This is a genomic window from Flavobacterium aciduliphilum (genome assembly GCF_003268855.1).
Classification (GTDB): Bacteria; Bacteroidota; Bacteroidia; order Flavobacteriales; family Flavobacteriaceae; genus Flavobacterium; species Flavobacterium aciduliphilum.
On the sequence record NZ_QLSZ01000003.1, the window covers coordinates 147,167 to 162,099 of the forward strand.

Genomic DNA, 14,933 nt, shown 5'->3' on the forward strand with positions numbered 1-14,933 from the left:
CCAAAACCACCAGCCGATATGAAATAATAAGAAACTATTTCCAGCAAGCAAGTCTATCTTTCGATAGACAATTCAATATGGTAACTACGGTTTTCAAAGAACTTGTTGTTTGACTCTGCAAATCTATTGTATCACTATGCACATTAACTGCATATTTATTTTATCTTTGTTTTTTCATTTGTAAATATAAAAAAATCTACAATGGCCGTAACAAAAAACCCTCTTATTCGCTATAAAATTTTAGATTCCTGTTTTAGAAATCCTTACAAGAAGTTCACTAAAGAACTTCTATTAGAAACCATAAACAACAAACTTATCGAACTGTTTGATGATGAATCACATTGTATAAAACTTCGTCAAATGCAAGATGACATCGCTTTCATGAAAAGTGCTGAGGGATGGAACATTGAATTAGCTGAAGAATTTGAGAGTAAAAAAAGAATCTTTCGATACGAAGACCTCAACTTTTCCATCAATAATGCACCTTTAAACGAAATAGAACTTAACGAATTCCAATCAGCCATTCAAGTACTCTCTCAGTTTGAAGGCATGCCACAATTTGAAGGAATTCAGGAAATTATAGCCAAATTAAAATACGATTTAAAATCCGAGACTAACCAACAACCCTTTATAGGTTTTGACACCAATCAAGATTTAAAAGGAATGGAATATTTTAGCCTTTTGTATAACGCAGCCCAAAAGCAAATTCCTTTACAAATTACCTATCAAGATTTTAAAGCCGAACAACCCTACACTTTTATATTTCATCCCTACTATCTAAAACAATACAACAACCGTTGGTTTATTTTTGGATTGCATGAAGAAACCATGAAACCCGATTGGAATGTAGCCATTGACCGCATCGTATCCATTGAAACAAGTAATGCAAAATTCATCCCTAATACTACAATAAACTGGACCGACTATTTTTCAGATATGATAGGAGTTAGTAAACCTATAGAGGGTAAAATAGAAGAAATTGTATTACACTTCAATCAATTGACAGGAAAATACATGGAAAACAAACCCTTGCACGAAACCCAAAAACACAAATGGATTAATAACGAAACCCTAGAAGTCAAAATCAAAGTAATCCCAAACTACGAATTGGCACGCTTGATTTTAAGTTATGGGGATAGTGTTATATTATTGAAACCAAAATATTTAAAAGATAAAATTGTTAAAATCCTTTCTCATACAATCGAAAATTACAAACCAATAATCTTCACTTAATTAAACAAATTTGATTAATTAAAATATAAGGATGTTACAATTTGTAGCCCTTTTAATATTTTATAAAAGAAACTAGAAATAAATTCATTATTCAAAATTTCAATATCTTTAATTATTAAAACTATTTTAAATGTTTGTCTCTAAATTCTTCAATTTGCTTTTTAGCTACATCATTTTGAGCAGATGCAATTTCTTTTAACATATTAGAATGTAATTCATTTTCAATCTTATTTTTTTCAATTATTTGTTCTTGGTGTGCACTATTTTCTAATTCTCTTATTGCTTTTTGATGTAATAAATAATCTTCTTTTCTTCGTTCTAAATCCTCTTCAATTTCTTTTTCTTTTTCATATATAGCAAAATCGTATGCGCCAAGTGGTGTTGATATCTTAGCAATTGTAGGTAAAATTTCAATTGTGAAAAATAAAATTCTAATTAACCATAAAAGAAATACAATTGTAGCACCTTCTTCATTATGAATAGTTTTTTCAATTGTTTTCCCTTTAGCATCTTTGGTATAATTTTTTTTAGTTGAAGATGCTAAATCTTCCAATATCATAAATCTTAAAACAAATCCTTTTTTAACTTTAATTTTATTCTCGAATCCGTTTTTAATGGTATCTGATTTTCGAATACTATTTGCTATGTCATTAGATTGAATTCTAACACTATTATCTAAATTATTTTTGTCATTATTTTTTTTAGTTATCCAATTAGACAAGTAATTATCTTTTTCACTTTTAGCTTTATTTAGTGCTGCCTTATCGAAACTATTTAATTTCCTTTTTTCAATATTTTTTTTAATTAACTTGTTTTGATATTTTTGCCATTCATTTGAATTATCATCTTTATTGTTCGAATTGAATTTTAATGGAACATTATTATAAGCTATATTAGCTTCTTTAGTTGCTTTATTCAATGCTGTAAGTAACGTTTGATATTGATTGTTTATTTTGTTAAAATCATCTTTAAGTTTAGTATAAATAGGATCTCCTTGAGGTTCCCCAAAAGCTAATTCGTTTTTTAATTGTACAGCATTAATACTATCTCTCTTTAAAATTCTTTCTTTATCAGTAACTGCTTCATTTCGCATAGATGCTTGTTGAACTTCATATGTTTGATCTAACTTATATTTATCCATATGAAGTTCAATATTCTCTTGAAATATTAATAACTCCAAGGGTATTGAAATAATAAAAGCAATTAATAATGCCATGATCCCCCTTGAAATTAATGGTGCCCAAAATTTCTGCTCTTTTAAAGTTGGATCTTTTTTTAGTGTAACCACCATACTTCGATCAATACTAAATATTAATGCACTCCATAAAAGTCCAAAAATTATAGCTGTTACATAGCTTTCGCCAAAGTACCACCCAGCATAACTTCCTGAGAAAAAAGCAAGTACAGTGGTCATAAAAATGGTAAAACCAATACCAGCCTGCCTATTGTAGTCGGTAGGACAATCTTTTAATATGTTAATTTCGCAACCAGACAATAACCAGAAGAAATATTGGATTTTGGAATATTTTGGTTTAATAGGATTAAAATTATTTTGAGAATTCTTCTTCATATAAATTTGATAGTTTGTAGTAAATCGAATTAAAATTTTTAAATATTAATGTAAATGGATATTGTAAAATAAAAAGCATAAAAAAATAGAAAGAAATACTAATAATTAATATTAATGAACCATTATCTTTATTTAACCATGCCTGAAATAAACCATATGGCAATTTCCATATTTTGTTATAAATTGTTAAATTTAATAATCCATTCTTTATTAAAAATGAATATTCAATTTGTATAATAAACAGTTTAATTAGAAATGGTAAAGTAAAGACTGCTGAAACTAGAATTGACAATAAAAAAACAATTTGGATTCTTATTTTTTCAGGATTAACAGAAATAAAAAAAGTTGTTTTTTTGATATAAAAATAAAATAATGTACTATAGAATATCCCTACTAATAAGCTAATAAATATATTATCAAAAAAAAGTGACATTGATACATAGCCTGAAAAAAATGCAATTAAAATTTGTATGAAAAACAATAATCCAATACTTGAAAAATTATTATAAGAAGTTTTACAATAATTTACAAAAAAGGGATTGTAACTAGCCAATTCCCATAAAATTGTTTTGAATTTTGATTTAGGGATCATTTTGATAGCAAAGTTTTTAAAGTTTTAGAAATACTAAATTTTTCCTTTTTTTCTAAAAAATTATTAAATATGTTTTTTTGTTCATCAAATACTTCATGAGATAAATTGGGTATTGAGATATTTAATGTTGGCATTTTTGGCATTGCTAAATCTAAAGGCGGAACTTTATGCAAATTTTGCACACTTATTTGAATTTTTTGAGTTGCCTGAAACAAGTCATTTTTAGCAAGTAATATAAATGAACAATCTTTTTTTGGCTTTAACTCAATACTGTTTTTGCCTGTTACATCAATATCCGCATCATAAGAAGATGATAGTGTAACTTTTGAATCATTTTCTATTTTCCAAGATAATTTTATAGGAATACTTTCTACCACAAAATCAAGATTTGATTTGAATTCAATTATTTCTACTCTTTTAAAAACTTGAATATTAATTTTTTCCGAAATGGTTTCAATATTATCTAAACCAATAACTTTTAATTCATAACTTGTATCTTTTAAAGGGCTAATTTCAAAATTAATAATTGATTCAACTTGTTCTTTTTTACCGTCATAAATTAGAAACACTTTTGAAGCATTACTTACATTCCAATTTAAAAATGTACTCTTATTATACTCTATTTTTTGATTGTTTGTTTTAAAATGATTTATTTTTGGTTTGTTAAGTACTTTTAATTCATATTCAACTTTTGCTTTATCAAATGGGTTTTCTAATTGAAAAATTATTTTTTTTGAAGAATAATATTTTTCAGTTATTTTCCCAGAAGTTGGATAATCTTTTCCATCAATTTTGACAGATTCTGTATTCTCTGTTGTCCAGTTTATTGTAACTTCATTACCTTCCAATAGAATTTCAGGGCTATGATTGATTACTATTTTTGGTTTTGGAAAAACTCCATTTAAAATATCTTTAATATTATCAATATAGATTGAATCACTTTTTAATGATTGTTTAATGCAATACACTAATTTATTAATTTCTTTAATTTTTGATAGTGTTCTAAATAATTCTGAATCGTCTGGATTAAAAAAGTCTTCTTTTGTGAAAATTAAATTTTGTTGGTCATTAAATTTCACAAATAAATCAGGATCAATTGATAATGCAATTAAAGAAGTATAAATTGTTAGAATTGAAAAATGGTCAATATTAGCATTAAAATCAGTGCTTTTTCTTAAGGGGTGTTGAAAAGAATCGGTTCCTAATTCTTTAGAAATTTGATTATTAAAAGCAGGAACATATATTCCATCATAATCAATTAATTTCATATTGTTTTCTTCATCTACAATAATATTATCGTGTTTTAAATCTCCATGACCAATATTATTATCTAATAAAAATAAAGTAAGATCTTTAAATGATTCTGCTATTTTCTTTAAATAACTTTTATTTTTTGTACTACATAATTCTTGAATTTTAGATCCTAAAGTTTTGCCTTCAGCCCATTCCATTATTAGTCCTGGAAAATAGTTTTCTTCTGGGTTTTGATTTACTTCAACATAAATAAACTTTTCTATAAAATTGAAACTAACAAAAAATTGAGTATTAAATTTATTTAAAAATTTACTTATTTCAAGATATTGAAAAAAACGTTCCTTATTATCAATTAAGAATAATTTTATCGCCTTTGTTTTTTCAGTTTTATCATCTGTAACTTTAAACACAATAGCATTATTACCGGATTCGTATTTCGGCTCATCATTTTCATAAATAGCAGTAAACTTATACCCTCCATTAGATGGAGGATATATTTTGTTTATTATTGAATTTCTATATTGTGGGCTAGTTGGATACATTAAAATCGTTTAAAAAACATTGTAAAATCATCTTTCTCTAATAATTCTAAATTAATTTGTTTCTCTAACATACACTTAATGTTTAGTAAATCAGTATTCATTGTTACTTCAATTTTTTGAATTAAATCGGATATACTTTTATACTTATTATTGAGATTAAAATTTTCTGTCTTATTAATGTCTTTATTTTTTATTATGTTTTCGTTTAGTAAAACAAGCATATGATCTGGTGCTAAAATGATTAAATGATAAATAATCCATCTTGCTATACTATCCGTGGATATAATTAGAATGTCGTCAGACTTTAATTCAATTTCTGAACGGGATAAATCATAATTTAATTTTTTATTCCAATTCAAAAGTTTTGGGAAATCATCCAATGTTTTTTGTTTGTCTATAGGGGTAATCAGTATTGGGATATAATCATTATTTTTCTTTCTAAAAATAAACATAGTTGTATCTCCAATTCCTGTGTAAGATAAAAGTTTTGTCTTACTGTTCCACCAAACATAAAGTAATGTTGCATAAGAGCCATCCTTTATAAATTTTTCTATTATAAAAGGGTCAGAATTATTAATTAAATCAATATTCGTTTTATAAAATTTTTTACTGTTTTGCAAAAACCAATCTTGTATTATCGATTCATTTTCAAAAGGAATTTCTGGCTGACAATTAACTAAGAAATCAGCCCATGTTTTACAATAAATTCCGGCTCCACCAGCACCATCAGAAACAGCTAGTTTGAAACCCTCTTTACTTTCTTTATATAAAACAGCATCCTCATTTTCCTCTTCAGAAACTTTATCAATGAAATTATAGATTGAAAAATAGTCTTTATTCTGCTGCATTTGAAAGTGCTGTATTTGTACCAATATTTAGTAAATTTATTAAGCTATTTATTGTAGAGTTAATAATCACTCCTTTTATTTCATCATTTATAAATCTTTCATTCTGAAAAACTTGATTTGCTATATTTTTCATTTCAAATGGTAAATTACTTGAAGCTTGAAATAAAATTTCATGGTATTCATTTTCTTCAAAACATTTTTCCGATTTAACACTAGGTAATAACATTTCATCTCCATTTGTTATTAAACAATTAAAAATTAAAGCATTTCCATCATTAGTTTTTATGGATTTAATTTCAGAACAAATTTCAGTAATTAATGATAAGTCTTTTACATCTGTTGGATATCCATCAGTAATATTGAAAATCATCGGCGGAAAGCTTTCTTGGTTATCATACACAAAATCTTCTAATTTGTCCTTACACATTTTTAATGCCTCATACATAGGAGTTAGACCAGAACTACACGGATTAACCCATGTCTTTTTATTAACTTTTTCCATTATTGTTTCCCCCCAATGTGTTAATTTTGGTTTTTCAGTTGTTTCAATTTTTAAAATATTATCTTTTAAGTCGGTAACACTAACCCAATCATTGTTCTCTAATTTTCCTTCCCATATTATAGAAACTTTTTCACCATATCCCACAACCATTATTTGAAAATAATCTCTTATTCCACCTTCTTTTTGACATTTCATAATTAAACTGTCAAATAAATCATTAACTATATCAGAAACAGCTTGTGCACGAGTTATTCCATTTTTGAATTCCTCTTGCATTGATAGTGATTGATCAATTAGTATCACAATAGCACATGGATTTTTTCTTGTTACTCTTGCACTATATAATTTTGAAGATAATGCTGAATTCCTAGCAGACATTATATTTCCTGCTGATTTTATAGGATTGACGGAATTATTCCCTGTATTAGATGGTAAATTAGTATTGCTCATTTTTTATAGTATTTAATTCATTTTCTAAACGCTCTTGTTCTTCCTGATAAAATTTGTCTAAATCTTTTATTGATATTATATCTCTATATGTTTTATCATTACTTATTTGTTCTAATTGAACTTGTAATTCATTTCTTTTTTGTTTTAAATATTCTAATCGTTCCATCAACTTTTCTTTAGAGCCATAACTAGAATTTTCTTCACTATCAAAAATGCCATTTTCAAGATTTGAAAGTATTTCTGAAACTCTTTTTAAATCATTTTGAGAATAAGCTTCATTTAATTCTTGCATTATTTTTTTTGCTTTTTCCCATATTTCAGGATTGTCAGGAAATTTATTTGTAATTATATCTTCATGGCATAGCATGGCAGCCTTTCTGTATTTTTGCTTTAATTCCTTTTTTTCGTCATCTGATAATTCAAACTTAACTTCTTCTTTAGCTCGCTCATAATCTTGTTTATACTCATTATAATTCTTCTCCGCTTTTGCATATTCTTCTGCTTTCTTATCATGCCCAAGCTGTTCTAATCTCCATTTTTTTAAGCGTAATATTTCGATTAATAAATCCCCGAATTTAATATTATAGCTATGTACAAAATCTGAAATCAATTTTTCAATGCTTACCTTTTCATTTTCAAGGGCAACAATTTCAACTTCAAGATATTTAATTTCCCATTTTATTCTTTCTACATCAAAATCAATAAATTCAGTTACAGATTTAATTCTTTTCAAATAATCCTTAATTTGGGTAGATGCATCTGCATAATTTGAATTTTCTAAGTATGATAAAATAGTTTCAATTTCTTTTGTAATTTCATATTCTAAAATTTTACTTTGATGAATCTTTATTTGTTCATATTCATCTAATTGTATTAAATTATCAATAATGATAAGACGTTTTGTAATTATTTCAGCATCAAATTTAATTAATGGGTCTTTTCCATGGTATAGTACTTTTATCCTTTTGAACTCATCAATAAAAGATGAAGCTAAATCAAAATTATCACTAGATATTGTTATGTTTTCGTGATTTGATGCTGCTTTCATACTCCAATTATACGAACCTGTAATTGTGTTTTTTTCATCCACAATACAAAATTTATTGTGCATTAAAGAACCCTGATTTTCATTAATCAGATACACTTTTCCACCAGCTTTTTCTAATTCTTTATAATTTATATTGCACCCCCTTGTAATAAAATCATCCACAACTATTAATTGAACATCTAGCCCTTGACTTGCTTTGTCACATAATATTTTAAATAATTTGGAATCTGTAAACCAAGCTACAGCTGCATATATTGAAGTATTTGCACTTAGGAGTTCTTTAGTAATGTGTGACCTAATATTTTTAAAATAGGCTTGTGTTTGCATTGAGTTTTGAAGTGTTTAATAGTTAGGGTTAAAAATAGACATTGTATTTAAATAAAAATAAAATAAATTACGTTCATTTATCCGTTTGCGGAAAAATTTTCACATGAAATTTTTGAACCGCTCTTTTTCTTTGAAAATCAAAATCTTCTTTATTATTTAAATCAAAGTAAAGATCACAATTAGGACAAACAAAAATCCTTTCTTTGCTTACTTTCTTTTCTTCAAAAGGCTCAGCAATCAGTTGCGTGTCTTTTTCTTTATTATTAAAATCAGGAATATTAAAACCACTTTTAAAAAAACTTTGAAGTTGATTTCTATATGTTTGATAGTCCATCGTTCCTCGCCCCCAAATGAACCACCATTTTTGATCCTTTGGTCTTTGACCAGCTCTAATTATATTTTGATGATTGCTCTTGTTTGCTATAAGCCAATTCAACTGTTTTTGATATAAATCTTTTGAAATTGCAGCATCAATCATTTCATTGCCACAACCACTACAACAGATTATTCCTCTATCTAAATGTCCTGTAGTGTGACATTTATACTCTTGTCCAAGTCTTTCTAAATTGCTTTTTCGAGCAACTAATTTTTCCGAACTACAACAAGCATTGCAATTTTTACAAATGTACCATCCACATTCTTCTTTAACATCATGTGTTTTACATTTAACACTATCTCTACTGTCTATAATATCTTCGCATTGACCATTTAAACAATGAGAAAGATAGATGTCTTTTGAATGGTGCTCACATTCTTGATTCGCGCAAGAAAATAGCGTAACACCATAAAAAGAATAGTTTGATTTTCCTTTTGGCTTTAATATTGTTTTACACGACCTACAGGTTAAATGGGTTAAAAATCGATTTACTCTATTTATTACATTTAATAATATTTCATATTGATTAACATTATAAGGAATTTCCAGAATAGTTAAAACATCTTCAAGAGTATAGTCTCTCCAATCAGAGGGATTGTGGAGTGTTCTACAAACAGCATAACACTGACTATTTTCACACCACCAAAATTCAAATCCAGATTTTTTACAAACAACCGAAGCTTTTCTACCATCACAAAAAGTAGAAAATCGAGGTAAAAAATGCTCTTTTTTTACTAAATTATATATCTTTTTATCATCTTCCGATTTACTCACATATTTATTTTCTTCAATTACTGTTTTGCCAGAACACTTTTCAAAAAATCCATCAATAACTAATAAATCTTTAGGATTCTTGATTTGATTTGCGATTAAATCAAAAAGAGTTGATTGTCTTGTTATAATATTGTTTTTTAAATCGTTTATTAGTTTTAAGATAACACTCAAAGTAAAATCCAAACCAACTCCATCTATTTCTTTTGCATACTCGCTAGTTTGATAATCAATCGTAGTAATTAAATTCAAATCATCAAGGGTTAATACCAGCTTACATTCAGCTACTAGTTTTAGGATTTTTTTAAAAAATAATTTTTGATTTTTGTTCGAAAGTAAACCGGTATAAATAACTAAATCATGATAATCTATTGTATCGGTATAGTCTTCAATAAATAACAATAATTTAAAATAAGGAGCCGATTTTATATAAATTGTTTCTATAAAATTCTCAAGAAATTCATAGGTAGGAATATGTTTTATAAAAAACGTAATAGTTTCAAATGTTTCTTTATCATTAATACTATCTTTATCAAAATATAATCGTCCTAATAAATTTTTTAAATCAGCACTTCCTATTTTATCAAAATATTTTCTATACAAATGGGGTTGCTCTTTTCTATTCAATTCATTCTCATAATATTCAGTTTTGAAATGCAATAATTTATTAAAAACAGCATCAAACGGCATACTATCTATTTTCTGATTTTCCCATAATTTCAATTGTAGTGTTTCAGGAAGTTTATCTAAATTGGGAGAAATACCATTATCACCATAAAGAGACAATAATGAAACTATTTTAGTAAAATCAATTTCTACATCTCCAGAACAAGTTTGCATTAAAATAGCATCTAAAAAATCTTTTTTTGCGCTAGTTTCTATTCTCGAAATATAGATATGTATGTTAAAAAACGAATCCTTTAAATGATTTAATAAAGAAGTTTTAATTAAGGTAAAATCTAATATTAATTCAGTACAATTATTCCAATATTTAAAAACGGTATCAGAATTTAAAGAATACTTTAAAAAAGCAGCATTAACATCAATTCCAAATATTTTTAATAGTTCTCCTAGACTTTTATAGTGACTCGATTGTAACTTAGTGTAGTCTATTTTTTCAAAAACGTATGTTTCAACTGCCTTGAGGATGTCTTCATTTATTTGTTCTGAAACTTCCGAAATTTGTTTTAAAATTATTTCTAAGAGATTATTGCTCCATTGCTCAAGGTTAGTAAAAAAATGAAATAATAAAAATTGTATGTCTTTTTCTTCCCATAATGAGTTAACAGAAATTGCTTTAATTGCATCTTTTCTATCATCAATATCTTGTTTTGCGATTGTAACTACAACTTCATCATTTGGTTTTAGATTTTTAGGATCGCTATATAAGAAATGTTCACCCGAAAAATAAATGTCAGGAAGGCCACTTTTTTCAATAAAACCATATTCACCATCAGTTTGTTTGTTATAATACCATTTAATTTTGGCATTAAACCTATAATTATCATCGCTTGTAAAAACTAGAATCTCTCTCTTTTTAGGTTGGGAAATTGGTTGATTTTGATGTATTAGTATGATTTGTTGATAAATATCATCTGGAACAAATTGATTAACTACTTTAAATTTAAAGTCTGTAGCAAGTGAGGTTTCATAACTTTGTAATCTTTCTAGAGAAATATTTAATTCACGTAACAAAGTAATAACCCTCATAACTATTTGATGCTTTTTTAATTAAAATTCTTTATCTTATTACGTTAATTGTAATAATCTTTATAATATAATTGTATATTTCAACTCATCTTTTTATTCAATACTTAATTTAAAACCACACAATCTGCATTTTGTTCTAAACCATAAATACTTTTAATTTTAGCAAAAATAAATAGTTTTGATGCAAAACAAGTGCATACTTATTAACTTTTAGTCAAAGGTATATCAATGGTATATCAAAGGCATACACACCCTATACCAATAGTGTAATAAAATAAATCACAAATAAACAATCAACTCTCTATCAAGTTTTATTTTTTTATCATTCCCACGTGCCCCTGTAATACAATAAAAATCATAGAGCGAGTCTCCAACAGCAGCGCTTATTTTCCTATTAATTCTTGAAATCACCTCGTTGATGTTATTCTCTAATGGATTGACCAACACCTCAACACTTCTTGCAATAGCATTACTATCCGACTGATTACTAAATTGGCGATACAATTGAGATAATTCTTCCTTATAATCCGATAAATGCGAAATACTAATTCCTTCAACATGACGTAAAAAAAATAAATATACCGCTTTCTCTTTTGGATTCAAAGGCAACTCCAAGCCACCCAAATCCTTAAAGAAAATCTTCTTCATTACTCCTCTAATTTCCATTCGGCTGGGTTGTTGCAATAAAGTCGCACGACCTCTAAATGTCATACTGTTACGAATACCATCTAAAATAGCAAAGAACTGTCTCGAGTGTAAGGTTGGAATATCACGTTCAATAAATTTTTCCATACAACTTTCACAAACATCTGCCGTTCTCATTTTCAGAATAATTTGTGACTTATCTTGACAAAAATCCATGATGCATCCAATCGGTTTTTTATGAATACCATTCATAATATCTTCACGATCAGAAAACATATAAAACCGCATTATCCAAATAATCACTTCATAAGCAATCGGGAAACGAACATCAATCGAATGACCAAAAAAGTGCTGCCAATTACTCGTTTGAACAAAATAATCTTTCATGGATGGAGCTACTCCACCAAACCAATTTTTATCATTCCCAATATCCGTTAGTAAAACCACAATATCATTTTCAGAAACCTTTTGTGTTTTTCTATACTGCCTACATTCAGAAAATAATTGTTCCCATGTTTTGGTTTTTTCAAAAAAAGGAAACTCAATATATGAAAATTTTGGTTGAGGTTCAAACACTGCATTGTATTGAACTTGAGTCTCAAATCCCTTTTTATCTTCCCACTTTTTTATAGTTTCTTCTTTACTATAGTCAAGCAAATCCTCTTGATTTGCCAAAAACTTAAAAGGTCCAGGAAATTGTTGTAACAAGTTCAATACATTATTAAAAGTTCCTTTGTCAAGCTCTACAGATCGAATTAGATGCACATTCATAGCATAATTATAATAATATAAAAAATCAAAAATAATAGTTTTTTTTAAAGAATTTTTATAATTCTTTCTATAATAATACTAGACCACACAAAAGTGAATCCTTTTTGGAAATATCCCTTCAAAAACAAACTTGGTCACATCACACAACCATACAGGCGGAAACCCTAAATGATAAATACAACCATTAGGCGGTGTTGGTACAATTCTTTTAAGGGTTTCAAAACCATTGGGACAAGTGGTATCCGTTGAAAGTGATACAGTAACACAAACGCCATTATTAGATAAACGGTCCAACAAAATATCTGCCCCAGCTACCATTTGTAACGCTGCTTTTGTCCCACTCCAATTAGGAAGGTCAATATACCATCGACCTTCCTCTTTATTAAAAGTATACTCTTTCAATACAAACTATTTCTTTCTCTGATCTTTATTATCTATAAAATCAAAAAAATCACTCTTATTAATTCCAATAGACTTCATACAAGAATATTGACGCATCCCTTCACTAACATTGTTCATCATATAATTCATATCAACTTTATCAAAAGAAACTACATTTTCAGATCTTATATTGAGCATTTTACTAGTGTGTATAGCATCAATGTCAGCACCTAAAAAAGTAAACGTCCATTTTTCAGTAGCTTCAAGTTCAGAAATAGTACGTGCAATTTGATGGTACGTAAATTCTCTACTAGCATTTTCCATACCATCAGTTAAAATTACCATAACAACACTCATTTCATTATTAAGTATTTTAGTCTCATTCGTTATTCGAACTTGATTGATAGACATCCCAACGGCATCCAACAACGCTGTAGCACCTCTCGGAGAATATCTCGTAGCATTCAAAAGTTCGAATTCATTAATACTAACATGCGATTGAACATGATCGATAATATTATCAAAAATGGTTAGAGAAACTTCAAATTCTTGCTCTGGAAAATCTTCCTGTAACTTTTTTATAGTAGCCACTTGAGTATTGAAACCAGTAACAGTAGCTTCAATGCAATCCGACATAGAACCACTTCGGTCTAAGACAAAATGGTAAAGTGTTTTTTTGTTTTTCATAATAAAGATTTTTAAAATTACAGGACAAAATTAGTTTCAAGTAATTTCAAAAAGAATTCTTTGCAACCTTGTAAAAAATAACATTTGAACTAAACTACTATATACTTCAAGTCCATAAATTTGGTAGCGGTCTGAAAGTCTGCAAAGTGAAAACATTAAAAAAACTTGAACAGCAAATTTGCTAATTAAAAACCTTAAAATTAGAACCTAAATAATTTGTGAATCTGCGGTAAATATTTTTAGAAGCTAAAATCGAAATGCTCTAAAGTCAATAGTTTTAACTAATTTTGAGATAAAATAAAAAAAAAAATTTTAAATAGAATCTTTCTTTTTATTCAACTCCTCATTAACAAAGTAAATAGTTGCTCCAAGAACACATACGCCTATAACAAAAAGTATAATTTTCAAGTTCTTATTTTCAGTTTTATAAGAGTGGTTTTTAGCCAAAACCTCTTCATAATTAAAATTGCTTGGTACAGCTGTAATATATCTATAATCTACCATATCTAATTATTGTTATTTTTTTATTTTGTTTGTCAGTAATTAAAACAAACTCATAAATTGCAGGCCTTAAGATTTTATCATATAATTCAAAATGCGTGAAAGCATTAAATTCTATCTCAGCACCATCCATGTAATCAAATGAAAATTCAGCTTTATTTAAACCTGTCATTAATTTTCTGAGTTTGATATGTGCAGTATGAATAGCCTTATTAATGCATTCCCGTTCCTTTCGCAATTCATTTGCCGCATCGTTATTGAATTTAATTCTGTTCTCTGGTCTTGCAAACTTTTGGTTGGCTCTTTTTGGAAAAAACAGTTCGCCTGTTTGTGGGTCTGTTCTTCTAGTAATTTCTTTCATAACTAGCAATTTAAACAAACATTATTTTTTTTTAGTATCTGTTCCACCAAATTGACTTCATACAGATACACATCACCTAATCTTGTGTATGGTAATATGCCTGTTTCCCGGTATTTAATAATAGTGTTACTTGAAAGTCCGAAGAGACTTTTCAAGTCTGCATTCCTATAATATTTTTTAGGAGTACTTTTTAGAGGTTGGTTTTTTAGGCTGTTTTCTATGTTTGTCAGTCTTTCATAAATCGGCTCCAGTAGCATTTGTATACTACGAACCGAAGGTATCTTTAATTCAGTTAAGTTCATAATAAATAAATTTAGTTTAATATTACAGCGCAATTTCAAACTAATAAATAAAATAAAGAACT

13 protein-coding genes are annotated in these 14,933 nt (G+C 27.5%); 1 reads left to right on the top strand and 12 read right to left on the bottom strand.

All coding sequences use genetic code 11. The annotated features are described in order from the left end of the window. Positions 1-201 precede the first annotated feature (201 nt). Positions 202-1,233, top strand: a complete 1,032-nt coding sequence (locus CLV55_RS04950; protein WP_112112648.1) for a helix-turn-helix transcriptional regulator — start codon at positions 202-204, stop codon at positions 1,231-1,233. Positions 1,234-1,354: 121 nt separating this feature from the next. On the opposite strand, the gene CLV55_RS04955 is transcribed toward CLV55_RS04950, so the two are convergent. The 12 genes from CLV55_RS04955 to CLV55_RS05010 all read right to left on the bottom strand — a co-directional run bounded on the left by CLV55_RS04955 (position 1,355) and on the right by CLV55_RS05010 (position 14,569). Continuing rightward, positions 1,355-2,803: a DUF4407 domain-containing protein gene (locus CLV55_RS04955; protein ID WP_112112649.1), complete on the bottom strand. Its 1,449-nt coding sequence runs from the start codon at positions 2,801-2,803 to the stop codon at positions 1,355-1,357. Then, the gene (locus tag CLV55_RS04960) at positions 2,781-3,395 is read right to left on the bottom strand and encodes a hypothetical protein (protein ID WP_112112650.1); all 615 of its coding nucleotides are present in this window, start codon (positions 3,393-3,395) and stop codon (positions 2,781-2,783) included. Before CLV55_RS04960 ends, CLV55_RS04955 begins: the two co-directional genes overlap by 23 nt. Further along, positions 3,392-5,191, bottom strand: coding sequence for a protein kinase domain-containing protein (locus CLV55_RS04965; RefSeq protein ID WP_112112651.1), 1,800 nt, complete (start codon positions 5,189-5,191; stop codon positions 3,392-3,394). The genes CLV55_RS04960 and CLV55_RS04965 overlap by 4 nt, the downstream gene beginning before the upstream one ends. Next, complete coding sequence (locus CLV55_RS04970; protein ID WP_112112652.1) at positions 5,191-6,039, bottom strand: hypothetical protein; 849 nt, start codon at positions 6,037-6,039, stop codon at positions 5,191-5,193. Before CLV55_RS04970 ends, CLV55_RS04965 begins: the two co-directional genes overlap by 1 nt. Continuing rightward, positions 6,026-6,991, bottom strand: coding sequence for a vWA domain-containing protein (locus tag CLV55_RS04975; RefSeq protein ID WP_112112653.1), 966 nt, complete (start codon positions 6,989-6,991; stop codon positions 6,026-6,028). The genes CLV55_RS04970 and CLV55_RS04975 overlap by 14 nt, the downstream gene beginning before the upstream one ends. Then, on the bottom strand, positions 6,978-8,366 hold the full coding sequence (locus tag CLV55_RS04980; protein WP_112112654.1) for a phospholipase D-like domain-containing protein: 1,389 nt from the start codon (positions 8,364-8,366) through the stop codon (positions 6,978-6,980). The genes CLV55_RS04975 and CLV55_RS04980 overlap by 14 nt, the downstream gene beginning before the upstream one ends. 73 nt (positions 8,367-8,439) lie before the next feature. Next, positions 8,440-11,223 carry a hypothetical protein gene (locus CLV55_RS04985; protein ID WP_112112655.1) on the bottom strand — a complete coding sequence of 928 codons (2,784 nt, stop codon included), beginning with the start codon at positions 11,221-11,223 and terminating at the stop codon, positions 8,440-8,442. Positions 11,224-11,502: 279 nt separating this feature from the next. After that, positions 11,503-12,639: a hypothetical protein gene (locus CLV55_RS04990; RefSeq protein WP_112112656.1), complete on the bottom strand. Its 1,137-nt coding sequence runs from the start codon at positions 12,637-12,639 to the stop codon at positions 11,503-11,505. A 78-nt stretch (positions 12,640-12,717) separates the two neighbouring features. Beyond that, a complete protein-coding gene (locus CLV55_RS04995) occupies positions 12,718-13,041 on the bottom strand; it encodes a DUF6717 family protein (RefSeq protein ID WP_112112657.1) in 324 nt (107 codons plus the stop codon). Positions 13,042-13,047: 6 nt separating this feature from the next. Continuing rightward, positions 13,048-13,707 (bottom strand): VWA domain-containing protein, encoded by a 660-nt coding sequence (locus CLV55_RS05000; protein WP_112112658.1) that lies wholly within the window; start codon positions 13,705-13,707, stop codon positions 13,048-13,050. 312 nt (positions 13,708-14,019) lie between these two features. Beyond that, positions 14,020-14,211: a hypothetical protein gene (locus tag CLV55_RS12935; protein ID WP_112112659.1), complete on the bottom strand. Its 192-nt coding sequence runs from the start codon at positions 14,209-14,211 to the stop codon at positions 14,020-14,022. Further along, a complete protein-coding gene (locus CLV55_RS05010) occupies positions 14,198-14,569 on the bottom strand; it encodes a hypothetical protein (RefSeq protein ID WP_112112660.1) in 372 nt (123 codons plus the stop codon). Before CLV55_RS05010 ends, CLV55_RS12935 begins: the two co-directional genes overlap by 14 nt. Positions 14,570-14,933: the final 364 nt, after the last annotated feature.